The sequence below is a fragment of the Nocardioides sp. LMS-CY genome (genome assembly GCF_018732145.1).
In the GTDB taxonomy this organism is placed as follows: Bacteria; Actinomycetota; Actinomycetes; order Propionibacteriales; family Nocardioidaceae; genus Nocardioides; species Nocardioides soli.
Window position 1 is genome coordinate 4,534,009 of sequence record NZ_CP076104.1, and the last position, 22,459, is coordinate 4,556,467.

General features: G+C 72.7%; 21 protein-coding genes. 6 read left to right on the forward strand and 15 right to left on the reverse strand.

Annotation, left to right across the window (positions count from 1 at the left end):
- Positions 1 to 10 precede the first annotated feature (10 nt).
- Entirely contained in the window at positions 11 to 580 is a 570-nt protein-coding gene (locus KM427_RS21425; RefSeq protein WP_215525243.1) for a hypothetical protein, read from the forward strand.
- Here KM427_RS21425 and tsaE read toward each other — a convergent pair.
- From tsaE to glmS, 6 genes are all read right to left on the reverse strand, one after another.
- On the reverse strand, positions 577 to 1,497 hold the full coding sequence (tsaE, locus tag KM427_RS21430; RefSeq protein WP_215525244.1) for a tRNA (adenosine(37)-N6)-threonylcarbamoyltransferase complex ATPase subunit type 1 TsaE: 921 nt from the start codon (positions 1,495 to 1,497) through the stop codon (positions 577 to 579). The genes KM427_RS21425 and tsaE overlap by 4 nt on opposite strands.
- On the reverse strand, positions 1,494 to 2,561 hold the full coding sequence (locus tag KM427_RS21435) for an alpha/beta fold hydrolase (RefSeq protein ID WP_183591825.1): 1,068 nt from the start codon (positions 2,559 to 2,561) through the stop codon (positions 1,494 to 1,496). Before KM427_RS21435 ends, tsaE begins: the two co-directional genes overlap by 4 nt.
- The gene (gene alr / locus KM427_RS21440) at positions 2,558 to 3,721 is read right to left on the reverse strand and encodes an alanine racemase (RefSeq protein WP_215525245.1); all 1,164 of its coding nucleotides are present in this window, start codon (positions 3,719 to 3,721) and stop codon (positions 2,558 to 2,560) included. Before alr ends, KM427_RS21435 begins: the two co-directional genes overlap by 4 nt.
- Before the next feature lie 17 nt (positions 3,722 to 3,738).
- Entirely contained in the window at positions 3,739 to 5,118 is a 1,380-nt protein-coding gene (locus KM427_RS21445; RefSeq protein WP_215525246.1) for an NAD(P)H-hydrate dehydratase, read from the reverse strand.
- Between the two features lie 78 nt (positions 5,119 to 5,196).
- The gene (locus tag KM427_RS21450; protein ID WP_215525247.1) at positions 5,197 to 5,547 is read right to left on the reverse strand and encodes a holo-ACP synthase; all 351 of its coding nucleotides are present in this window, start codon (positions 5,545 to 5,547) and stop codon (positions 5,197 to 5,199) included.
- A gap of 7 nt (positions 5,548 to 5,554) precedes the next feature.
- On the reverse strand, positions 5,555 to 7,399 hold the full coding sequence (glmS, locus tag KM427_RS21455; RefSeq protein WP_215525248.1) for a glutamine--fructose-6-phosphate transaminase (isomerizing): 1,845 nt from the start codon (positions 7,397 to 7,399) through the stop codon (positions 5,555 to 5,557).
- A gap of 66 nt (positions 7,400 to 7,465) precedes the next feature.
- Between glmS and coaA the strand changes: the two genes are divergently transcribed.
- The gene (coaA, locus tag KM427_RS21460) at positions 7,466 to 8,449 is read left to right on the forward strand and encodes a type I pantothenate kinase (protein WP_183591830.1); all 984 of its coding nucleotides are present in this window, start codon (positions 7,466 to 7,468) and stop codon (positions 8,447 to 8,449) included.
- Here the strand turns inward: coaA and KM427_RS21465 are convergent.
- The 6 genes from KM427_RS21465 to rplM all read right to left on the reverse strand — a co-directional run bounded on the left by KM427_RS21465 (position 8,436) and on the right by rplM (position 13,193).
- Entirely contained in the window at positions 8,436 to 9,047 is a 612-nt protein-coding gene (locus KM427_RS21465) for a DUF8017 domain-containing protein (protein WP_215525249.1), read from the reverse strand. The two genes, coaA and KM427_RS21465, sit on opposite strands and share 14 nt — an antisense overlap.
- Positions 9,048 to 9,057: 10 nt before the next feature.
- Positions 9,058 to 9,858: an ABC transporter permease gene (locus tag KM427_RS21470; RefSeq protein ID WP_183591832.1), complete on the reverse strand. Its 801-nt coding sequence runs from the start codon at positions 9,856 to 9,858 to the stop codon at positions 9,058 to 9,060.
- Entirely contained in the window at positions 9,855 to 10,754 is a 900-nt protein-coding gene (locus KM427_RS21475; protein WP_215525250.1) for an ABC transporter ATP-binding protein, read from the reverse strand. The genes KM427_RS21470 and KM427_RS21475 overlap by 4 nt, the downstream gene beginning before the upstream one ends.
- A gap of 75 nt (positions 10,755 to 10,829) precedes the next feature.
- A complete protein-coding gene (glmM, locus tag KM427_RS21480; protein WP_183591834.1) occupies positions 10,830 to 12,191 on the reverse strand; it encodes a phosphoglucosamine mutase in 1,362 nt (453 codons plus the stop codon).
- A 23-nt stretch (positions 12,192 to 12,214) separates the two neighbouring features.
- A complete protein-coding gene (gene rpsI / locus KM427_RS21485) occupies positions 12,215 to 12,712 on the reverse strand; it encodes a 30S ribosomal protein S9 (protein WP_215525251.1) in 498 nt (165 codons plus the stop codon).
- A gap of 37 nt (positions 12,713 to 12,749) precedes the next feature.
- The gene (gene rplM, locus KM427_RS21490; RefSeq protein WP_183591835.1) at positions 12,750 to 13,193 is read right to left on the reverse strand and encodes a 50S ribosomal protein L13; all 444 of its coding nucleotides are present in this window, start codon (positions 13,191 to 13,193) and stop codon (positions 12,750 to 12,752) included.
- Between the two features lie 305 nt (positions 13,194 to 13,498).
- Here rplM and KM427_RS21495 point away from each other — a divergent pair, with 305 nt between their 5' ends.
- Both KM427_RS21495 and KM427_RS21500 read left to right on the forward strand, forming a co-directional pair.
- Positions 13,499 to 14,788 carry a citrate synthase gene (locus KM427_RS21495; RefSeq protein WP_215525252.1) on the forward strand — a complete coding sequence of 430 codons (1,290 nt, stop codon included), beginning with the start codon at positions 13,499 to 13,501 and terminating at the stop codon, positions 14,786 to 14,788.
- A 136-nt stretch (positions 14,789 to 14,924) separates the two neighbouring features.
- The gene (locus KM427_RS21500) at positions 14,925 to 15,551 is read left to right on the forward strand and encodes an HAD family hydrolase (RefSeq protein ID WP_215525253.1); all 627 of its coding nucleotides are present in this window, start codon (positions 14,925 to 14,927) and stop codon (positions 15,549 to 15,551) included.
- Between the two features lie 9 nt (positions 15,552 to 15,560).
- On the opposite strand, the gene KM427_RS21505 is transcribed toward KM427_RS21500, so the two are convergent.
- Together KM427_RS21505 and KM427_RS21510 are read right to left on the reverse strand one after the other, a co-directional pair.
- On the reverse strand, positions 15,561 to 18,047 hold the full coding sequence (locus KM427_RS21505; protein WP_215525254.1) for a choice-of-anchor A family protein: 2,487 nt from the start codon (positions 18,045 to 18,047) through the stop codon (positions 15,561 to 15,563).
- Between the two features lie 37 nt (positions 18,048 to 18,084).
- On the reverse strand, positions 18,085 to 19,347 hold the full coding sequence (locus KM427_RS21510) for an MFS transporter (RefSeq protein ID WP_252274740.1): 1,263 nt from the start codon (positions 19,345 to 19,347) through the stop codon (positions 18,085 to 18,087).
- A 58-nt stretch (positions 19,348 to 19,405) separates the two neighbouring features.
- Between KM427_RS21510 and KM427_RS21515 the strand changes: the two genes are divergently transcribed.
- Together KM427_RS21515 and KM427_RS21520 are read left to right on the forward strand one after the other, a co-directional pair.
- The gene (locus tag KM427_RS21515) at positions 19,406 to 19,936 is read left to right on the forward strand and encodes a MarR family winged helix-turn-helix transcriptional regulator (RefSeq protein WP_183591839.1); all 531 of its coding nucleotides are present in this window, start codon (positions 19,406 to 19,408) and stop codon (positions 19,934 to 19,936) included.
- Positions 19,937 to 20,010: 74 nt separating this feature from the next.
- A complete protein-coding gene (locus tag KM427_RS21520; RefSeq protein ID WP_215525255.1) occupies positions 20,011 to 21,342 on the forward strand; it encodes a S1C family serine protease in 1,332 nt (443 codons plus the stop codon).
- A 100-nt stretch (positions 21,343 to 21,442) separates the two neighbouring features.
- Here KM427_RS21520 and KM427_RS21525 read toward each other — a convergent pair whose 3' ends face one another.
- Entirely contained in the window at positions 21,443 to 22,456 is a 1,014-nt protein-coding gene (locus KM427_RS21525; RefSeq protein WP_353846989.1) for a GNAT family N-acetyltransferase, read from the reverse strand.
- Positions 22,457 to 22,459: the final 3 nt, after the last annotated feature.

Consider the following 22,459-nt stretch of genomic DNA (forward strand, 5'->3'; position numbering starts at 1 on the left):
GAAGGCCGAGATGTCTGAGAACGCAGCGGAGACGACCCGCGGGGACTACGACGTCGTCCTCCTGATCGAGCAGGCGCTGAGCGACCAGGATGCCGCCCAGGTGCACTCGCTCCACGAGGGTCTCGACGAGCCGGTGACCTACCACGTGCTGTTGCCCCTGGAGGACGCCGCGGCGCGCATCGAGTCGGCGATGGGCTCCCTCACCGCGGGCGACATGCTCGCGTCGCCGACGATGCCGATGAGCGAGGTCGACCTCGACGCGGTCCGCAAGGACTGCGAGGACCGGTCGCACACCGAGCTCGAGCAGACGCTCCAGGCGCTGCGCCGCAGCGGCGCCGTCGCCCGGGGCGAGGTCGTCGGCGACCCGCCGATCGACGCGCTCGCCGCCAAGGTCGCCGCCGTCGACGGCCGCGAGGCGATCATCCTGACCCGGCCGCACGTCGTGGCCGAGTTCTTCCACCTCGACTGGACGTCGAAGGCCCGGCGCAAGCTCGGCGTACCGATCCTGCACCTGCTCGAGCACGAGAACTTCGACGAGCAGGCGGAGGGCTACGGCCAAGAGGGCATCACCGGCTTCTAGGTCGAACCCAGCGCGGGCGAGGACAGCGCGTGCCAGCGTGGGCCGACCGGGGTGAGTTCGACGCGCCGCGGGTCGAGCCCGTCGTGCGGCGCGTCGCCCCGCACGATCGCGACCTCCAGCCGTGACTCCGAGAGGCCCTCGGCGAGACCCTCACCCCACTCGACGACGGTGACGGCGTCGTCGAGGGAGGTGTCGAGGTCGAGGTCGTCGAGCTCGTCGAGCCCGCCGAGCCGGTAGGCGTCGACGTGCACCAGGTCGGGGCCGCCGACCAGCGACGGGTGGACCCGCGCGATCACGAACGTCGGCGACGTGACGTCGCCGCGCACCCCCAGCCCGGCTCCCAGACCCTGGGTGAGCGTCGTCTTGCCCGCGCCCAGCTCGCCGGAGAGCACGACCAGGTCGCCAGGGCCGAGCTGCGCCGCGAGGGCCCGCCCGAGGGCGCGCATGGAGTCGGCGTCCGGCACCTGGAAGACGTGGGTGCGCAGCGGCCGCCGCAGCTCGACGTTCGGGGACTCGCGCCGGATCTCGCGGAAGCCCTGCCGCTCCCAGAACCGCACGGTCTGCGGCAACTCCTCGCGCGCGACCACGGTCAGGTCCGCGGAGCCCTCGGCGGCCTCGACCGCCGCCTCGATCAGCGCGGCGGCGATGCCGTGGCGCTGGGCGTCGGGGACCACCCCGAAGCGGCGCAGGTACGTCGTGCTGCCGACCGGGTCGAGCACCAGGGCGCCCACGGGCCGGCCGTCGAGGGTGGCGAGCAGGCCACCGCCGCCGGCGAGCCGCTTGGCGATGGTCTCCTCGGTCTCCGCCAGCGCCGCCGCGGGCGGGTCGAGCGGCGGGCGCACCGCGAAGGCCGCACGGACCACGGCGAGCACGTGCTCCGCCGACTCCGGGCCGACGCGGGTGATCTCGACCGTCACCGCGCGTCCTCGGCTCCGGTCGCGGCGAGCAGCCGGTCGAGCTCGCCGTTCACCTCGTCGTGGCGCTCCATGATCACCATGTGCCCGGCGCCGTGGCACTCGAGCAGGGTCGAGCCGTCGATCCGAGAGTGGAGCTTGCGGCTGTGTCCGATCGAGGTGAGCTTGTCCTGGGTGCCGCAGATCACGGCGGTCGGCACCTTCGCGAGTACCTCGACGCAGTCGAACTTGTCCAGCGCCGAGAAGCCGGGGAAGAACTCCGCCACGACCTCGAACGGCGTCGCCGACAGCATCTTGTCGACGAAGGCGACGTAGCTGCCGGGCACCTCGTCGCCGAACGCGAGCCCGGCGGTGGCGACCAGCGCGACGTCCTTGCCGGCCCGGCGGGCGCCGTCGACCACCTTGTGGGAGCGGCCCAGCGCGGAGACGGTGCGGCCGACCGCGGTGGCGCTCCCCCACGCCGGCACCATCGGGAACAGGATGCGGCTGGGCTCGAGCCCCCCGGCCGTGGTCGAGATCAGCGCGGCGCCGACCACCCGGTCGCCGAACAGCTCCGGGTGCTGCTCCGCGAGCGCGACGATCGTCATGCCGCCCATCGAGTGACCGACGAGCACCACCGGGCCCTCCGGAGCGACGGCGTCCATGACGGTGAGCAGGTCGCGGCCGAGCTGCTCGATCGTGGCGTTGCCGACGGGCGAGCGACCGGAGCGGCCGTGCGAGCGCTGGTCGTAGAAGACCGCGCGGACCCGCCCGCGGTAGTGCTCGCGCTGGAAGTGCCAGCAGTCCATCTCGAGCGCGTAGCCGTGAGCGAAGATCACGGTCAACGGCGGACCGCCCCGCCCGGAGGGCGCCGCGTCGGGCTCGTCGACCTCGACGTGCAGCGGCGTGCCGTCGTCGGCGACGACCGTCACGGGCTCCGCCCGCAGCGACCCGAAGGCCGGCGCGTCGGACGGCGACCTGCCGACGATCCGGCGGCGCTGCCGGTTCACGCCGATGCCGGCGCCGGCGGCGGCCAGGCCGACGGCACCGACCGTGACCGCTCCGATCACGCGTCCGCGCATGCTCATGACTCGTGGTCCTCCCGGAACCGCGGGCTGGAGTCGACGTACCTCCGGGTCATCCGGCCCCCGATCCGGGAGACGATCTCGTAGGAGATGGTGTCGGCCGCCTCGGCCCAGTCCTGGGCGGTCGGCTCGCCGTGGCCGCCGTCGCCGAAGAGCAGCACGTCCGCGCCGGGTGCGGGCAGCTCGCCGTCGAGGTCCACGACGAACTGGTCCATGCAGATCCGGCCCCGGATCGGGCGCCGCCGGCCGGCGACCTGAACCTCGGCGACGTTGCTCGCGTGGCGCGGTACGCCGTCGGCGTACCCGACCGGCACCAGGCCGACGGTGGTCGCCCGGTCGGCGGTCCAGATGTGGCCGTAGGAGACCGAGGCGCCGGCCGCGAGCGGCTTGCTCAGCGCCAGCGTGGCGCGTGCGGTCATCGCGGGGCGCAGGCCGAGATCGGGGGTGTGCCCGGGGGCGGGGTCGAGTCCGTACGACGCGATGCCGACCCGCACCAGGTCGAACCGGGAGGACGGCCGCAGGATCGCCGCCGCCGAGTTGGCGAGATGGCGGACCTCGGGCCGCAGGCCGGCCGTCGCGGCGATGGCCAGCGCCTCGTGGAAGACCGCCTCCTGGGCGTCGTTGGCCGGGTGGTCGGGCTCGTCGCTGGCGGCGAGATGGGACCAGATCCCGGTGACCGTCCAGGCGCCGTCCTGCTCACCGCGCCGCGCGGCCGCGACGAGGTCGGGCCAGGCGTCCATCGGGGCGCCGCCGCGCGACAGGCCGGTGTCGATCTTGAGCTGGAGCCGCGTCGGGCGGCCGGCGTCGGCGACCGCGGCCCGGATCGCGTCGAGCTCGGCGAGCGTGTAGGCGGTGACGTCGATGTCGGCCGCGACCACGGGCGCGAGGTCCTCGCTCGGCACCGTCAGCCAGCACAGGATCCGACCGGTGTCGCCGGCCGCGCGCAGCGCGAGCGCCTCGTCGATGGTGGCGACCCCGAGCCACTCGGCGCCCGCCTCGCGGGCCGCACCGGCGGCCTCGGCCAGGCCGTGACCGTAGCCGTCGGCCTTGACGACGGTCATCATCGCGACGCCCGCGAGCTCGCGCAGCCGGCGGACGTTGTGCCGGATCGCGCCGAGATCGACGACGATCTCGGCTCGGGCGGGGGCCGGCAGCGGAGTCATGGCCTGCCATTCTCCCATCACGCCCTCGGCAGGCTCCGCACGGCCGCGGGGATCGCCGCCGCGACGTCGCTCGCGACCAGCGGTCCGTCGCGCCCGGCGAGTGTCGCGGCGGCGCCGTGCAGCCAGGATCCGACGGACGCGGCGTCGTACGCCGTGAGTCCGGCGGCCAGCAGCGCGCCCACCAGCCCGCCGAGCACGTCGCCCGCCCCGGCGGTCGCCAGCCAGGGCGTGCCGGTGGTGGTGACGCGGACCCGGCCGTCGGGCTCGGCGATCAGCGTGCGGCGGCCCTTGAGCAGCACCGTGCAGCCGTACGCCGCGGCCGCGCCGCGCGCGTGGTGGAGCGGCCGGGCCTCGACGTCCGCGCGCTCGGCGCCGGTCATCGCCGCGAGCTCGCCGGCGTGCGGGGTGAGCACGGTGTCGGCCGGCTGTGGCCCGTCGACATGGGCCAGCGCATCGGCGTCGACCACGGTCGGGACCCGGTCGGATCGGGCCGCCCGGAGCTCATCGCCGGCACTCTCGCCGCCGCCGGAGCCGACCACCCAGGCCTGGACCCGGCCCTCGCCGACGACCTCGGGATGCCACTGGCGCACCCGGTCGGCGACCTCGGCCGGGCCGACGTACCGCACCATCCCCGCCAGCCCGCTCGCGGCGCCGGCGACGGACAGCAGCGCGGCGCCGGGGTAGAGCGCGCTGCCGGCGCGGACGCCGACCACGCCGCGCGTGTACTTCTGCGCGTCGGCCGCCGGCCGCGGCAGCAGCGCCGCGACGTCCTCCGGCTGCAGCGCCTCGACGGCCGGCTCGGCCAGGTCGAGCCCGAGGTCGACGAGATGCACCGCCCCGCAATACCGGCTCGCCGGGTCGACGAGGTGCGCCACCTTGTGGGTGCCGAAGGTGACCGTCACGTCCGCGGTCACGTGCGCCCCGTCGAGCTCGCCGGTGTCGACGTCGACGCCGCTCGGGGTGTCGACCGCGACCACCGGCACGCCCCGTACCGCCTCGAGCGCCGCCGCGGCCTCGGGCCGCAGCCCCGGTCGCCCCCCGATCCCGACGATCCCGTCGACCACCACCTCGGGTCGTGCCGGGCTCCCGTCGACCACGCACCCGCCGGCCTCTCTCAGCGCCGCCACCCCGCCCTCGTGCGCGTGGTCGGACAGCAGCCAGGCCTGGACCGCCGCGCCCCGCCGGGCGAGCAGCGCCCCGGCGTACAGCGCGTCTCCCCCGTTGTCGCCCGACCCGACCAGCAGCAGCACCCGCCGCCCGTACGCCGAGCCGAGCAGGTCGACCACGGCGTACGCCAGCCCGGTCGCGGCCCGCTGCATCAGTGCCCCCTCGGGCAGTCGGGCCATCAGCTCCCGCTCGGCCGCTCGCACCTGCTCGACCGTGTGCGCCCGCCTCATGCCCTCACGCTAGCGGCCATCACCGGACGTCATACGGATGGAGCAAGTGGACACACCGACCGTATGACGTCCCGGGCCTCAGCCCTCCAGCACCACCACGGCCGAGGCGATGCCGGCGTCGTGGGACAGCGAGACGTGCACGGATCCGACCCCGAGCTCGTCGGCGCGGGCGCGGACCGAGCCGCGCAGCTCCATCAGCGGGCGACCCGACGACTCCGAGACGACCTCGGCGTCGTGCCAGTGCAGCCCGACCGGGGCGCCGAGGGCCTTCGCGAGCGCCTCCTTGGCGGCGAACCGGGCCGCCAGCGAGGCGAGCGGCCGGGCCGCCTCGCTGGGCGTGAAGAGCCGCGCCGACAGGCCGGGCGTCCGGGTCAGCGACTCCCCGAAGCGCTCGACGTCGACCACGTCGATCCCGACCCCGATGATCATGGGCGCGTCACTCGACCGTCACCGACTTCGCGAGGTTGCGCGGCTGGTCGACGTCGTGGCCCATCCGCGTCGCGAGCTCGCAGGCGAAGAGCTGGAGCGGTACGACGGCCACGAGCGGCTGCAGCAGCACCGGCACCTTCGGCAGCCGGATCACCGTGTCGGCGTACGGCGTGATCGCGTCGTCGCCGTCCTCGACCAGGCAGATCGTGCGCGCCCCGCGGGCCCGGACCTCCTGGATGCCGCTCACCATCTTGTCCCGCAGCTGGTCGCGGCCGGCCGGCGGCACCACGCAGAGCACCGGGAGTCCGGACTCGACCAGCGCGATCGGACCGTGCTTCAGCTCACCGGCCGCGAAGCCCTCCGCGTGGATGTAGGCGAGCTCCTTGAGCTTCAGCGCCCCCTCGAGCGCGACCGGGTAGCCGGCGTGCCGGCCGAGGAAGAGCACCGACCTGGTGTCGACGTGCTCGGCCGCCATCGCGTAGATCGCGTCGGCCGACGCGAGCACCGTCGCGATGTGGTCGGGCATCGCCTCGAGCTGGCGCATCACCTCGTCGATCTCGTCGCCGTAGCGGGTGCCCTTGACCTGCGCGAGGTAGAGCGCGAGCAGGTAGCATGCGACCAGCTGGGTCAGGAAGCCCTTGGTCGACGCGACGCCGATCTCCGGGCCCGCGTGGGTGTAGATCACCGCGTCGGACTCGCGCGGGATCGTCGAGCCGTTGGTGTTGCAGATCGCCAGCACCTTCGAGCGCTGGGTGCGCGCGTGGCGGATCGCCTGCAGGGTGTCGGCGGTCTCCCCCGACTGGCTGATCGCCACGACGAGCGTCGAGTAGTCGAGGATCGGGTCGCGGTAGCGGAACTCCGAGGCCAGCTCGACCTCGACCGGCACCCGGGTCCAGTGCTCGATGGCGTACTTCGCGACCATGCCGGCGTAGAACGACGTGCCGCACGCGATGATGATGACCTTGTCGACGTCGCGCAGCTCCTGGTCGGAGAGCCGCATCTCGTCGAGGTGCAGCCGGCCCTCCGGCGTACGCCGTCCGAGCAGCGAGTCGGCCACGGCCCGCGGCTGCTCGTGGATCTCCTTGCGCATGAACCAGTCGTGACCGTCCTTCTCCGCGGCCGACAGGTCCCAGTCGACGTGGTAGCGCCGCCCCTCCGCGGAGCTGCCGTCGAAGTTGCGCACCGAGACGCCGGACCGCGTGATCGTGACGACCTGGTCCTGGCCGAGCTCCATCGCCTCCCGGGTGTGCTCGATGAACGCCGCGACGTCCGAGCCGAGGAAGTTCTCCCCGTCGCCGATCCCGACGACGAGCGGCGAGTTGCGGCGGGCGGCCACCACCCGCGACGGGTCGAGCGCGTCGACGGCGACCAGGGTGAAGGCGCCCTCGAGCCGGTTGACCAACCGCAGCATCGCGGTGGTCAGGTCGGCACCGGTCAGCACCTCGGCCTCCAGCAGCTGGGCGGCGACCTCGGTGTCGGTCTCGGAGAGCAGCGCGACGTCGTCGGCCTCGATGCCGACCCGCAGCTCCGCGAAGTTCTCGATGATGCCGTTGTGCACCAGCGCGACCCGCCGCTGCGCACCGCTGTGCGGGTGGGCGTTCACGTCGTTGGGCGCACCGTGCGTGGCCCACCGGGTGTGCCCGATGCCCACGGTGGCCGGCGGGAGCGGCCGGTCGGCGATCGCCTTCTCGAGGTTCGCCAGCTTGCCCGCCCGCTTGTCCGACGCGATCGTGCCGGTGGCCACGAGGGCGATCCCGGCCGAGTCGTAGCCGCGGTACTCGAGCCGGCGCAGCCCCTCGATGACGACATCCTGGGCGCGCCTCTCCCCGACGTACCCGACGATGCCGCACATGACCGTCATCGTATCCAGCGGGCACCCCGGCTCCGCGTCGGTGGGCCGGCTGCAACAATCTCCGGCATGTCTTCCCACGGCGGGCAGCACGGCACCTCCGACGAGACCACCCGGGAGTCGTCGCCGTACATCGAGCTCGACCGGTCCGCGTGGGCCGCGCTGGCCGGCGAGGTCGAGAACCCGCTCACCGCCGAGGAGATCCGTCGGCTGCGGGGGTTGGGCGACCAGCTCGACCTCGACGAGGTGCAGCAGATCTACCTGCCGCTGTCCAAGCTGCTCAGCCTGTACGTCGAGGCCGCGGGCCGGCTCTACCGCCGCCAGGAGGAGTTCCTGCGGCAGGGTCAGCCGCCGCGCACGCCGTTCGTCATCGGGCTGGCCGGCTCGGTCGCGGTCGGCAAGTCGACCACCGCCCGCGTGCTCCAGCAGATGCTCGCGCACTGGCCCGAGCACCCGAACGTCGCGCTGGTCACCACCGACGGCTTCCTCTACCCCAACGCCGAGCTCCGGCGCCGCGGCCTGCTCGAGCGCAAAGGCTTCCCGGAGTCCTACGACCGCCGGGCGCTGCTGCGCTTCGTCGTCGACATCAAGTCCGGCCGCGACGAGGTCGAGGCGCCGGTCTACTCCCACCTCACCTACGACGTGCTGCCCGGCGAGAAGGTCGTCGTCAAGCGCCCCGACATCGTCATCATCGAAGGGCTCAACGTCCTCCAGCCCGCACGGGTGCGCGAGGACGGCCGCGCGGGACTGACCTTGAGCGACTTCTTCGACTTCTCCGTCTACGTCGACGCCGGCACCGGCCACATCCGCGACTGGTACAGCGAGCGCTTCCTGCGGCTGCGCGAGACCGCCTTCCGCGACCCCGAGTCCTACTTCTCCAAGTACGCCGCGCTCTCCCACGACGAGGCGGTCGCCGAGTCGCAGCGGATCTGGGACACGATCAACGGGCCCAACCTCTCGCAGAACATCCTGCCGACCCGCTCCCGGGCCACGCTCGTGCTGCGCAAGGACCGCGACCACTCGGTCCGCTACGTACGGCTCAGGAAGCTCTGAGGGTCGCCAGGATCCGGACCACCTCGTCCGGCTCCAGCGAGTCCGCCTCCGGCGCGTCCGCGACCACCACCGCCCGCACCTCGCCCACCCGGACCATCGCGAGCACGATCCCGGACGCCGGGCACCGCCCGCCGGCCGCCGCCAGCAACCCGGTCCGGCGCACCCGGGCGCGGGTGCCGTCGGCGAGCGTCACGTCCTCGCGGGTGGCCCCGGTCGACCAGGCGCCGTCTCCGCCGGTCAGCCCGTCGAGCCACGCGCCCCAGGGCTGCCGGGTGAAGCCGGCGAAGGCCCGGTAGGAGCCCCTGGGCTCCGCCTCGCAGTAGCTCTCGCGGAAGACCGCCGGTCCGCGGACCTCGGCGACCGTCCGCCCCTCGCCGTCCTCGTAGTAGATGCGCCGGTCCGCCGGTCGCACGCGCCAGCCGGCGGCCGGCACCTCGAGCCACGCGCCGCTGCCCGGGTCCTCGACCCGCAGCGGCGCGGCCGGGACCGCCCTGCCGCCCTCGTCGGCGCGCAGGTACGTCGCCACCGCGCCCGTCGTCGTCAGCACGGCGAGGGCCGCGACCACGCCGAGGACGACGGCGAGCCGGGTGCGGGTCATGCGGAGGGTTCTACCCGATGTCGCGGCGCAGGGTCGTCATCCTCCCCACCAGCGCCAGCACGGCGGCGTACCCGAGCAGCACGAGCAGCGCCGCCCAGCGCGGCAGCAGCTCCGAGGAACCGCCGCTCATCTCGCCGATCAGGCTCGCCCCGATCAGCCCGTCGGCGGCGGCGCCCGGCAGGAACCTCGCGACCGACGAGGTCGCGTCGAAGGCGCCCAGGGCGACCCGGGCGATCGGCTCCACGAACTGGGTGAACGCGAGGAGCACCACCACCGCCGCCACCTGGTTGGGCAGCACCGAGCCGAAGCCGACGCCGATCACGGTCCACAGCGCCGTGACCACGACGCCGAGCAGGATGACCGCCAGCACGTCGGGGTCGGTGAGGAACGCCCCGTCGCCCTTCAGGGCCAGCAGCGGCGCGCTCACCGCGACCAGCGCCGTCATGCCGACCGCGCCGTACAGCAGGCCGAGCGGGACGGCGACGGCGAGCTTGCCGCCGAGCAGGACGGTACGACGCGGCTCGACCAGCAGCGACTGCGTGATCGTCTGGTAGCGGAACTCCGTGGTGATCATCAGGCTGCCGATCACCAGCGGGAAGACGTAGCCGATGGCGTTCACGAGGCCGTAGACGCCCGCGGCCGCCTCGGCGCCGCTCGGCATCGCGGTGTCCGGATCGTCGGGCGAGAACACGATCGAGAAGGTCAGGACCCCACCCACGAAGGCGAGGTAGCCCACCAGCGCGATCAGCAGCACCCACCACAGGCGGGTGCTGACCAGCTTGCGGTACTCCGCGACGACGGCGGCCCTCATCGGGCACCACCCTCCGTCAGCTGCAGGAAGACGTCCTCGAGGCCGACCCCCCGGCTCGCCAGCTGGTGCAGCTCGATGCCCGCGGCGTACGCCGCGGCGCCGATCTCGGCCGCGGGCACGTCGGCGACCACCAGGCCGGCGCCGTCCGGCCGGGCGGTCCAGCCCCGGTCGCCGCAGAGCCGGGCCAGCGCATCGGCCGTCGGCGACTCGACGTAGGTCTGCGGCGCGGCGAGCGCGCTCAGCTCGGCCAACGAGGAGGCGTGCACGAGCCGGCCGCGGGCGATGATCACCACGTCGTCGACGGTGTGCTGCACCTCCGAGAGCACGTGGCTGGAGACCAGCACCGTGCGGCCCTCCGCCGCGAAGGCGCGCAGCAGGCCGCGCATCCAGCGGATGCCCTCGGGGTCGAGCCCGTTCGCCGGCTCGTCGAGCACGATCGCGGGCGGGTCGGCGAGCAGCGCGGTCGCGAGCCCGAGCCGTTGCCGCATGCCCATCGAGTATCCGCCGACCCGGCGCTGGGCGGCGTGGCCGAGCCCGACGAACTCGATCAGCTCGCGGCACCGCGCCCGATCGGCGCCGGCCTGGCCGGCGAACACCTCGAGGTGACCGATGCCCGAACGGCCCGGGTGGAAGCTCGACGCCTCGAGGGCGGCGCCGACGAGCGACGCGGGCACCGGCTGCTCGGCGTACGTCCGGTCGCCGACGAGCGCGCGCCCCTGCGAGGGGCGGGTCAGCCCGAGCAGCATCCGCAGCGTCGTGGTCTTGCCGGCGCCGTTGGGGCCGAGGAAGCCGGTCACGGCCCCCGGTCGCACCGAGAAGGTCAGGTCGTCGACGGCGCGCACGGCGCCGAAGGTCTTGCCGAGGCCTTCGACGGCCAGCGTAGGAGCGTCCCTCATGGGACCCATTCCTATCTGGTCGGCTGCGGGCGGCCGGCAGCGCCTGGGGTGCGTCTCCCGATCCGGCGCCGCGCCCTACAGGCTGAGCTCGCGCTTCACCACGTCGGCCAGCCGCTGCGCCACGCCCTCGGCCTCCTCGACCGTCGGGGCCTCGACCATCACGCGCACCAACGGCTCGGTGCCGGAGGGGCGCAGCAGGATCCGGCCGCCGTCGCCGAGCACGGCCTCCTCCTCGGCGACCGCGGCGGCCACCACCGGGTCGTCGTCGGCGCGCGCCTTGTCGACGTCCGGGACGTTGACGAGCACCTGCGGCAGCCGGGTCACGACTCCGGCGAGGTCGCGGAGGGTCTGGCCGGTGGCGGCCATCCGCTCCAGCACGTGCAGCGCGGTGAGGATGCCGTCGCCCGTCGTGGCGTACTCGCTCATGATCACGTGCCCCGACTGCTCGCCGCCGAGTCCGTAGCCGGAGACCCGCATCGCCTCGAGCACGTACCGGTCGCCGACCTTGGTCTGGCGCACGCCGATGCCGGCCGCGCGCATCGCCTGCACGAAGCCCAGGTTGCTCATCACCGTGGCCACGACGGTGTTCTTCGGCAGGTGACCGGTCTCGGCCATGCCCAGCGCGAGGATCGCGAGGATCTGGTCGCCGTCGACGTCGTTGCCCTCGTGGTCGACGGCCAGGCAACGGTCGGCGTCCCCGTCGAGCGCGAAGCCGGCGTCGGCGCCGTGCTCGAGCACCGCGGCCCGCAGCGGCTCGAGGTGGGTGGAGCCGCAGCCGTCGTTGATGTTGAGGCCGTCGGGCTCGGCGTTGATCGCGATCACCTCGGCGCCGGCGGCGCGCAGCGCGAGCGGACCCGCCTCGTGGGCCGCTCCGTGGGCGCAGTCGAGCACGACCTTGAGCCCGTCGAGCGGCTTCGCGAGCGTGCCGACGAGGTGGGCGACGTACTCCTCGACGGGGGTGGCGTACGGCGTGACCCGCCCGACCGCTCCGCCGAGGGGGCGCTCCCACGGGTCGTCGAGGTGCTGCTCGATCTCCCGCTCCACGGCGTCGTCGAGCTTGACGCCCCCGTGGGCGAGGAACTTGATGCCGTTGTCGGGCATCGGGTTGTGCGAGGCGCTGATGACGACGCCGAGGTCGGCGCCCAGCGCCTGGGTCAGGTAGGCGACCGCCGGCGTCGGCAGCACCCGCAGCCGCAGCACGTCGACACCGGCGGAGGCGAGCCCGGCCACCACCGAGTGCTCGAGGAACTGGCCGGAGATGCGCGTGTCCCGGCCCACCACGGCGAGCGGGCGGCCCCGGGACCTCAGGGAGTCCGCGAACTCGCCCCGGGTGGCCAGGACACGGGCGGCGGCGACGGACAGGTCCAGGGCCAGCTCCGCGGTCAGTTGACCGTTGGCCAGACCCCGGACCCCGTCCGTGCCGAAGATGCGCGGCATCTGCTGAAGGATCCCGGCAGACGTCAGCGCTTGGAGTACTGGGGTGCCTTACGGGCCTTCTTCAGACCGGCCTTCTTGCGCTCGATGACGCGGGCGTCACGGGTGAGCATGCCGGCCTTCTTCAGCGTCGGGCGGTTCGCGTCGACGTCGACGGCGTTCAGGGCCCGGGCCACGCCCAGGCGGAGCGCACCGGCCTGACCGGTGATGCCGCCGCCGTGGATGCGGGCGATGACGTCGAACCGGCCCTCGAGCTGCAGCGCCGCGAACGGCTCGTTGACGACCTGCTGGTGCAGCTTGTTGGGGAAGTAGGAGTCGAGCGTCCGGCCGTTGATCGTCCACTCGCCGGTGCCGGGGACGATGCGGACCCGGGCCACGGCCTCCTTGCGGCGACCGGTGGCCCCGGCGGGGGCGATGGTTGCGGGACGCTGCGGCGCGTCTGCGGACGGGGCGCTCTCGGAGCTGTAGGCGATGCCCTGCTCGTTGACCTCGTAGGTCTCCTCGACCTCGGTGGTGTCAGCCACGATGTTCCTCACTCAGACTTTCTCGACAGACAGACGATTACTGGGAGATCTGCTTGATCTCGAACGGAACGGCCTTCTGGGCCTGGTGCGGGTGGTTGGGCCCGGAGTAGACCTTCAGCTTCTTCAGCATCTGCCGGCCGAGCTTGTTCTTCGGGAGCATGCCCCACACGGCCTTCTCGATGGCCTTGCGGGCGTCCTTCTCGAGGACCTCGCCGATCGGGGTGGCCGAGAGACCGCCCGGGTAGCCGGAGTGGCGGTAGGCCATCTTCGTGGTCGCCTTGTTGCCGGAGAGGGCAACCTTCTCGGCGTTCACGATGATGACGAAGTCGCCGGTGTCGGCGTTCGGAGCGAAGATCGGCTTGTGCTTGCCGCGCAGGAGGTTGGCGGTCTGGGCGGCGAGCTTGCCGAGGACCACGTCGGTGGCGTCGATGACGAGCCACTCACGCGTGATGTCGCCTGGCTTCGGGCTGTACGTGCGCACGGAGGAACTTCCTTCGTTCGTAGGTCCCCCGGGACCCTGTCGCCCCGTGGGTGGTGCTGCGACGCCCTCTGACGAACACTGCCCGGCTCGGACCCGCGGCTCGCGATGAGGAGCGGGTTGCCGTCCGGATCTGCACTCGGACTCCGTGGCTGGTGTCCGGGCGCGGCAGGAGGCGCGACTGGCAAGTTTACGGGCGTCGCTCGCGGCGGGTCAAAACGCGGCCGGGACGTGGCCGGAACAATGTCACAGTCTGTAGTGCGGACTCCGGGTTCGCACCCCGCCACACCGCCGACTAAGTTGAGCGGGTGACTGATTCTCTCACCGTCCGTGACAACCGCACCGGGCAGGAGTACGAGGTCCCGATCACCGACGGCGCCATCAAGGCCGCGGATCTGGGCCAGATCAAGGCCGGGGAGGACGCACCCGGCCTCGCCGTGTACGACCCCGGCTTCGTGAACACCGCGTCTTGCCGCAGCTCCGTCACCTATATCGACGGAGAGAAGGGGATCCTGGAATACCGGGGCTATCCGATCGAGCAGCTGGCGGAGAAGTCCAGCTTCCTCGAGGTGGCCTATCTCCTCATCCACGGCTCGCTGCCGACGAAGGCAGAGTACGAGGCGTGGGCGCATGAGATCACGTACCACACGTTCGTACACGAGAACGTCAGGACGTTCATGCAGGGCTTCCGCTACGACGCGCACCCGATGGGGATGCTGATGGCGTCGGTGGGGGCCCTGTCCACGTTCTACCCCGACGCGCGCAACATCAGCGACGCCGAGAACCGCCATATCCAGATGGTGCGGATGATCGCGAAGATGCCGACCCTGGGCGCCTGGTCGTTCCGCCACGCGCAGGGCAAGCCGTACGTCTACCCCGACAACGACCTCGGCTACACCGCCAACTTCCTCTCGATGCTCTTCAAGATGAGCGAGTCGAAGTTCGGCGCCGACGAGCGCCTGGTCAAGGCCCTCGACGTCCTCTTCATCCTGCACGCCGACCACGAGCAGAACTGCTCCACCAACGCGGTCCGCTCGGTCGGCTCCTCGCAGGTCGACCCCTACTCCGCGGTGGCGGCCGGCATCGGCGCGCTCTACGGCCCGCTGCACGGCGGCGCCAACGAGGCCGTGCTCCGGATGCTCAAGCGCATCGGCTCCAAGGAGAACATCCCCGACTTCATCAAGGGCGTGAAGGAGGGCAACGAGCGGCTGATGGGCTTCGGCCACCGGGTCTACAAGAACTACGACCCGCGCGCCACGATCATCAAGAAGGCCTGCGACGACGTCTTCGAGGTCACCGGGGTCAACCCCCTCCTCGAGATCGCCCAGGAGCTCGAGAAGATCGCGCTCGAGGACGAGTACTTCGTCAAGCGCAAGCTCTACCCCAACGTGGACTTCTACTCCGGCCTGATCTACGAGGCCTTCCAGTTCCCGCCGGAGATGTTCACCGTCCTGTTCGCGATCGGCCGGACGCCGGGCTGGCTGGCCCAGTGGTCCGAGCTCGTGCAGGACAAGGAGCAGAAGATCGCCCGCCCCAAGCAGATCTACACCGGCGACCGCACGCTGGACTTTGTGCCCGCGTCGGAGCGCTGGAGCTGAGCGGAGCGAAGCCCAGCTCTCCGACGAGTCCGGGCCAGGTCGAGCGAGCGCACGGCTGAGCTTGCGAAGCCGTGACCGCGATTCGAGACCGACCAGCATGACCAGAGACAGCAGTCCCGGCCGGGAGCCAGGTCACATGACCGGGCTCCCGGCCGCTGTCGTCTTCGACCTCGGCAACGTCCTCATCGACTGGGATCCGGCCGCGGCGGTCGCGCAGGGGCTCGGCGTCGCCGAGGCCCGCCGGTTCATCGAGGCCGACGACTTCGACTTCATGGCCTGGAACCACCACCAGGACGCCGGCCGGTCGCTGGCCGACGGCATCGCCGAGGTCCGCCGTACCCACCCGCACTGGGCGTCCCACGCCGAGGCCTACCTGGCCCACTTCCCGACCTCGCTCGCCGAGCTGCCCGACACGGTCGCGATCGTGCGCGAGCTGCACGACGCGGGCGTCCCGCTCTACGGCCTGACCAACTGGTCCGCCGAGCTCTTCCCGTACGCACGGGAGCGCTTCGGGGTGCTGCGGCTGCTCGACGACGTCGTGGTGTCGGGCGCGATCAGGGCCGCCAAGCCCGACCCGCGCGCCTACGCGGCCGTCGCCGAGGTCAGCGGACTCCCGCTCGGCCGGCTCGTCTTCGTCGACGACAAGCGGTCGAACGTCGACGCGGCGGACGCGCTCGGCATGGACGGCGTGCTGTTCACCGGCGCCGACGACCTCCGGGCGGCGCTGCGCGAGCGCGGCCTGCCGGTCCGACCCACGGCCTGATCAAACGGCCTAGCGCCGGACCTTCACGACCTTCTGCACCCGCTTGCCGCGCGCCGGGTCGACCACGACCCGCACCTTCCCGGCCCGCACGATCGTGCGCTTGGCTGCCTTGGTGAGCTTCAGCCTGGCGACCACCGACCGGCCCGGGCGCAGCTTCACCTTGCCCTGGGCGACCACGGCTCCCCGCGCCTTGACCCTGACCTTGGCCTTGCCCGGCAGCGCCGACACGACGCTCATCTTCGCCTTGCCGCGGCCGACGCGCAGGAAGCCGCTGGCGCCCGCCGTGGCGGACCCGGGCCGCACGGTGACGGTGGCGGCCGCGGCGTTGTTGGCCGGGTTGGCGTCGACCGACGCCGACGACACGGTGGCGGTGTTGACCACCTCGACCGGGTCGGGCGACCCGCTCTGCCCGCTGCCCGTGCGGTCGTGCAGGCAGACCAGGTCGATCGTGGCCTGCTGCGCCGTGCCGGTGTCGTTGAAGAGCCGGAAGGCACGGGCCTTCAGCCGCGGATCGTTGCCGACGTGACGGACCCCCGGCGGCAGGTCGAACGTCGCGACCACGCCCTTGGCGTCGTCGGGGCAGATCACCTGGTACTCGGTGCCCTCGGGCGCGGTGTGGCCGGGGACCGACACGGTCTGCACCACGTGGGTGAAGCGCAACTCGTGGGTGTGCCCGTTGACCGGGTCCACCGTGGTGCGCAGGCAGCGGGCCGTGTACGTCGCGGTGACGGGCGCGGTCACGTCGAGGGTGAAGGTCCACTTCCGCGGTGCGGCCGTGGAGTACTCCGAGCCGACCAGCTCGGCGCTCGCCGAGGAGAGGTCGAAGCCTGGGGCGATCGGCACCGTGCCGGTGGGGCAGGTCAGCGTGGCCGAGTGCCGGCCCACGGCGTACGACTGCGTGAGCGACGGCACCGCGGCGTCCTCCGACAGCCCGTGCCGGTGTCCGTTCGCCTCGGTCCGCTGCGGCAGGCAGACGATGAAGGCCTTCGCCTGGGCGCGGCCGGTCGCGTCGTTGCGGATCACGCCCTTCCACGTCGACGCGCTGTCGCTCCGGGAGGCCAGGACCCGCACGTCGCGGATCGTGCCGGTGCCCTGGTCGACGTGGTCCACGCGGAACTGGCCGTCGCTGAGGTAGTCGCCGGGCGCGCAGCCGAGGGTCACCGTGCGCTGCTGACCGGCTTCGAGGTCGACCTGCGCCTCCGCCTTGTACGGCGTGAGCCAGTGGGTCGCCTGCGAGTGCGGGCCCGGGCCCGCACCGGCGATCGGGGTGGCCGTCACCGTGATCTTCTTCGTCACCGAGGCTCCGGGAGCGAGGCTGCCCACCTGGCAGGTGACGACGCCGGCGGCCTGGGCGCACGGCGCCGAGGCCGACACGAACGTGACGCCCGCCGGGAGCTCGTCGCGGATCACGACGCCGGTCGCGACCGTGTTGCCGACGTTGGTCGCGGTCAGCGTGTAGACGACCGTGTCGCCGCCGTGCGGGTTCGTCGTCGACGCCGACTTCGTGATCGTCACGTCGGAGGTGCCCGGCGTGTCGGGCGGCGTCGGCACGCACGCCTGGCTCGGGAACAGGTTGAGGTGCGTCTCGCGGCTGGAGACGAACGACCTCGCGATCACCTGGCCGATGTTGTGGCCGCCGCCGACGACCTGCACCGCCGCCTGCGGCGCCAGCAGGTGCCCGACCCACGCCGAGCCGTAGTCGAGGGTCACGGAGGTCGCGTCCGGGAAGTTCCAGACGATGCCGTTGTAGACGCCCTTCACGTTGCCGTCACTGGCCTGGCTCCAGCTCGACCCGCTGCCGATCCAGGCCTGGCCGGCGACGCCGACCGACGTGCCCGGCACGTTGACGATCGTGACCGCGCCGCTCGGTACGTCGTACCCGACGTGGGCGCCGCCCGCGAGCTGGGCCGCCTGGGCCGGGCTGAGCGTGAAGACGTTGAGCGAGCCGCTGGTGCCGGTGAGGACCAGGGCGCCGCTGTTGCCGCCGACGGTGCCGGTGGTGACGGTGCCGGTGGCGGGCGCCGCTCCCCACGACGTCGAGAGCGCGCGCAGCTCGGTGAACGCCGCGCCGAAGTCGACCGGGTTGCCGGGCAGGTAGTGGCCGCCGCCGTTGAAGTTGACCCCGCTCTGGGGCGAGACGTAGGCGCTGCCGCGGGACAGGTTGAACCACTGCCCGTGCGTGCCGGCGACGACCAGCGCCGGGGCACTCGCGGCGTACCCCGTCAGGTGCGTGCCGACGGTCATCGCGGTCGGCAGGTTGCCGCCGTACGCGATCGCACCCTCCGACTCGGCGCCGCGGGAGCCGTCGGTCTCGACGAACTCGGTCCAGCCGGTCGCCGGCCCGAGCGCGTTGGACGTCGCGACGCCCGAGGTGCAGGTGATCCCGGTCGCGGCGGCCGTTCCGGGCGTCACGGCGGCCAGGCCGCCGGACATCAGGACGGCGAGAGCGAGAACAGGTGCGCGCAGGGCGCGCGGACGCAGCGTGCTGCCGAACACGATTTACCCCCCAGCAAGTTCGTGTGCCGGCAGCGTCTCACACGGCGGCGGGGCTCGCCTCCGGGTCACCGGATCCGGGCTCCGCGGACTGGACCAGGTCCTGTCGCACGAGATGGCGCACGTCACGCGAGGCCAGCGACAGCAGCGCGGAGCCGCCCATCACGCAGCCCACCACCACCAGCCACTCCTGGAATCCGACCACGGTCGCGATCGGCCCGGTGAGCGCCATCCCCGCCGGGCGGGCCACGAACGAGCCCACCACGTCGAAGGAGTAGACACGGGCGAGCTTGTCGGGGTCGACGTTCTGCTGGATCGAGAGGTCCCAGGAGACGTCGAAGATCTGGAGCCCGAAGCCGTGCAGGAAGGCGCCGAGCAGCACCACCCAGAGCTGGTCGGAGAGCGCCATCGCGAGCGGGAAGAGCGCGGTGAGGCTCAGCAGCGCCGTCCCGACGAACAGGCCGCGGCGGGGCCGCCAGCGCAGGCAGACCACGCCGCCGACGACGAAGCCGGCCATCAGGGTGCCCATGGCCAGGCCCCACGCCGAGCGGCCGAACTCGCCGCCGACGACGATCGGCCCGAGCACGCTCTGGGCGCCGCCGTAGAACAGGTGATAGAGCAGTGCCTGACCGATCAGCAGCCACAGCCAGGTGTGCGCGAAGACCTCGCGCGCGCCCTCACCGAGGTCGGCGAGCATCGAGCTCCGCTCCCCCTCGGGCGCCGCCTGCTCGACCCGCAGCCGGGAGAAGCAGATCGCCGCGATGGTGTAGGTCACCGCGTCGACACCGATCGCCCAGCCCGACCCGACGACGGCCACGAGGACGCCGCCCAGGGCGAACCCGACCGTGCTGGCCGAGGTCTGGAGCAGCGCCCGGACGGCGACCGCGGAGCCGAGGTCGGCCTCCGGCACCGTGAGCCGGGTCATCGCCCGCGACGAGGGCTGGCTGAGCGCGGCCAGGCACCCGTTGAGCGCACCGATCACCCCGATCATCGGGATCGTGGCGAAGCCCGCGATCAGCGAGGCGGCGATGAGCAGCTGGGTGAGCGCGCTGCCGGCGGCGGAGCCCTCCATCATCACCTTGCGGGGCAGCCGGTCGCCCAGCACGCCACCGAACAGCGTCGTGACGACCTCGGCCAGCGCGAAGGCCGCGACCACGAGGCCGAGCTCGGACGCCGAGCCGCCGAGGTCGAGCACGGCGAACGCCAGGGCGATCGGGGTGATCGCGTTGCCCAGCGCGCTGGTCGTCGTGCCCGCCACGAGCATCCGGAAGTCGCGATGGCGCAGGGCGGTCAGCGTGGTCACCGGCGCAGATTACTTCGCCAGCGAACTATTCGCCAACGAAATAGATAGCATCTACCCCGTGAGCGACACGGGGCAGGACCGCGAGGACTGGGCCGACCGCCACGTCGCCCGGTGGCGGGACCACTGGATCGACGTGACGTTCGAGGACGACGTCGAGGCGATCGTGGTGCGCATCGAGCGACTGAAGCGGCACTTCAAGATCACCAGCCAGCAGGCGCTCGCCGAGGTCGGCCTCCAGGACTTCGAGTACGACACCCTGCACCAGCTGATGATCCGCGACACCCCGGGTCATGCCAGCCCGTCGGCGCTGGCCGCGGACCTGGGCATCAGCAACGCCGGCATGACCGGACGGCTGGATGCGCTCGAGAGGGCCGGCTGGGTCCAGCGCCGTGCCGACGCCGACGACCGTCGCCGGGTCTCGATCGAGATCACCCGCAGCGGCGCGGCGATCTGGCGCCGCGCCATGAACCTGCGCGGCCGCGCCGAGGACGAGGTCGTGCACGCCCTGACCGCCGACGAGCGCAGCATCCTGGCGGCGCTGCTGAAGAAGATGACCCTGGCCACCGAGCCACCCGACGACAACGGCTGACCCACCCCGGAGTTCTTCGAGGCCGCCCAGCGCCGTCTCAGGTTGGTCACAGGCGAGACCCACACAGTGGACGCATGACCGACGAGCAGCCCACCACCCCGCAGCCGGGCCAGCAGGGCCAGCCCCAGGGCCCGCAGCAGCAGAACCCGTACTTCTCGTACCCGGTTCCGCAGGGACCGCCCCCGGAGGCGCCGCCGACCAACCCGTACGCCGCGGACCCGTACGCCGCCGACTCCTACGCCGCCGACCCGGCCGCGCAGCAGACGGCCACGCTCCCGGTCCAGCGTCGCCCGCGACGGGCCGGCCTGGCCGCCGCGGTCGTCACGACCGCGCTCGTGGTGGGCGCCGGCGCCGGCCTCGGCGGGGCGGCCGCGTGGAGCGCCCTCGACGACGGCAACGGCTCGACCGGCGGCGGCCAGCACACGACCACCTCCCAGGTCGTCGACACCCCCGACACCCCGGCCGCCTCCGGGTCCGTCGAGCAGGTGGCCGCGAAGGTCCTCCCCTCCGTCGTCAAGATCGACGTGAGCGGCAGCCAGGGCTCCGGCTCCGGATCGGGCATCATCCTCAGCTCCGACGGCGAGATCCTCACCAACAACCACGTGGCGTCGATCGCGGGCAACGGCGGCGCGATGACCGTCTTCTTCAACGACGGCTCGTCGGCCAAGGCCACCATCGTCGGCACCGACCCGCTCACCGACACCGCGGTGATCAAGGCCGAGGGCGTCTCGGGCCTCACGCCCGCGACCATCGGCAAGTCCAGCGACCTCAAGGTCGGCGAGAGCGTGGTCGCGATCGGCTCGCCGTTCGGCCTCGACTCGACGGTCACCAGCGGCATCGTGAGTGCGCTGAACCGGCCGGTCGACGTCGGCAGCGACAGCGAGGGCACCAGCACGACGTACCCGGCGATCCAGACCGACGCCGCGATCAACCCCGGCAACAGCGGCGGCGCACTGGTCGACATGAACGGCAACGTCGTCGGCATCAACTCCTCGATCCGCACCGCCAGCTCCGGTGGCGAGTCCGGCTCGATCGGTCTCGGCTTCGCGATCCCGATCGACGAGGTCCTCCCGATCGTCGACCAGATGCGCAACGGCGAGACCCCGACCCATGCCCGGCTCGGCATCTCGGTGAGCGACGTCGCGAACCAGAACGGCGCCGAGGTCGTGCAGGGTGCCGAGGTTCAGACCGTCAGCAACGGCTCCACCGCGGCCGACGCGGGCATCGCCAAGGGCGACGTGATCACGAAGGTCGACGACCACCTGATCACCGGTGCCGACTCCCTGGTCGCCACCATCCGGTCCTACCGACCCGGTGACAAGGTCACCGTCACCTTCACCCACGACGGCGACCAGAAGACCGCGACGCTCACGCTCGACTCGGACGCCAACACGTCCGACTCCTGACCCCCCGACTCCCTCCCGCGCCCGAGACCCGGGAGGGTGCAGGGCCCCACCGGCCAGCAGGTCCGTCTCCCGTCGGCCGGTGGGGCCCCTTCTCGTCGGTTCAGAGCCGCTTCTGGAACTCTCCCAGTCGGGCCACCGGCGTGAACCCGAGCCGCTCGTTGACCTCGATCATCTGCCGGTTCACCTCGGCGTTGTACGTCGTGAGCAGCGTGATGTCCCGCGCCTGGGCCTGGAGCAGCCGCAGGTTCGCGACCTTCACGGCGATGCCCAGCCGGTGCCCGCGAGCATCGCGGCGGACCAGCGTGCCCCACTGGTAGGCGCGGCCCGGCTCGTGGACGGTCGTCACGACGTCGGTGTAGGCGACCACGTCGCCGTCGGGTGCGACGGCGACGGTGTTGTACTTCGTGCGGCCCTGCTTCGCGAGCAGCGCCTCGTCCTCGCGGACGACGGCCGGGTCCGCGGACTCCGCCTCGACCGACAGCTCGCCGGTCGGCGCCTCGATCGCCAGGGACGCCACCAGGCGCGCCCAGCCCACGAGCAGGTCGTCGGGGACCGGACCGACCCAGGAGCGCAGGACGTAGCCGACATGGTGTGGCGCGGCCGCCGCGGCCAGGCCATCGAGCAGCTCCTCGCCGACGGGCAGCCGGAGGAGGCGCTTCACGTCCCCGAGGGCCAGGTCGTAGCCGCGGGCGTACGCGAACGCCGGCCCCGGCTCGCTGTGCCCCTCGGCACCGACGGCGTACGGCCAGGACGCCTCTGCGCCGAGGATGCTGCGGCCGCGCTCCCGCGCCACCGCCTCGAGGTGCTCGAGCATCGCCGTCGCATGCCCGCGCCGACGCGCGTCCGGCACGGTGTGCACCATCAGCTCGGCCCGATCGGTGTTATCGAGCAGCGGCGTGCGCAGCCAGCCCGAGCAGACGACCCGGCCGTCGACGAGGCCGCTCCATCCCGCGGTCCAGGCTCGGCTGCCCTGGTGCAGCATTATCGCCCGCACCTCCTCGAGCTGCCACGGCGAGGCCACGTCGGGGCCGATCGCGAGCTCCGCGGCGGCGTACGCCCGGTGCCACGGGTCGAAGCTGGCCGGATCACCGGCGTCGACCTCGACGATCCGCATCCG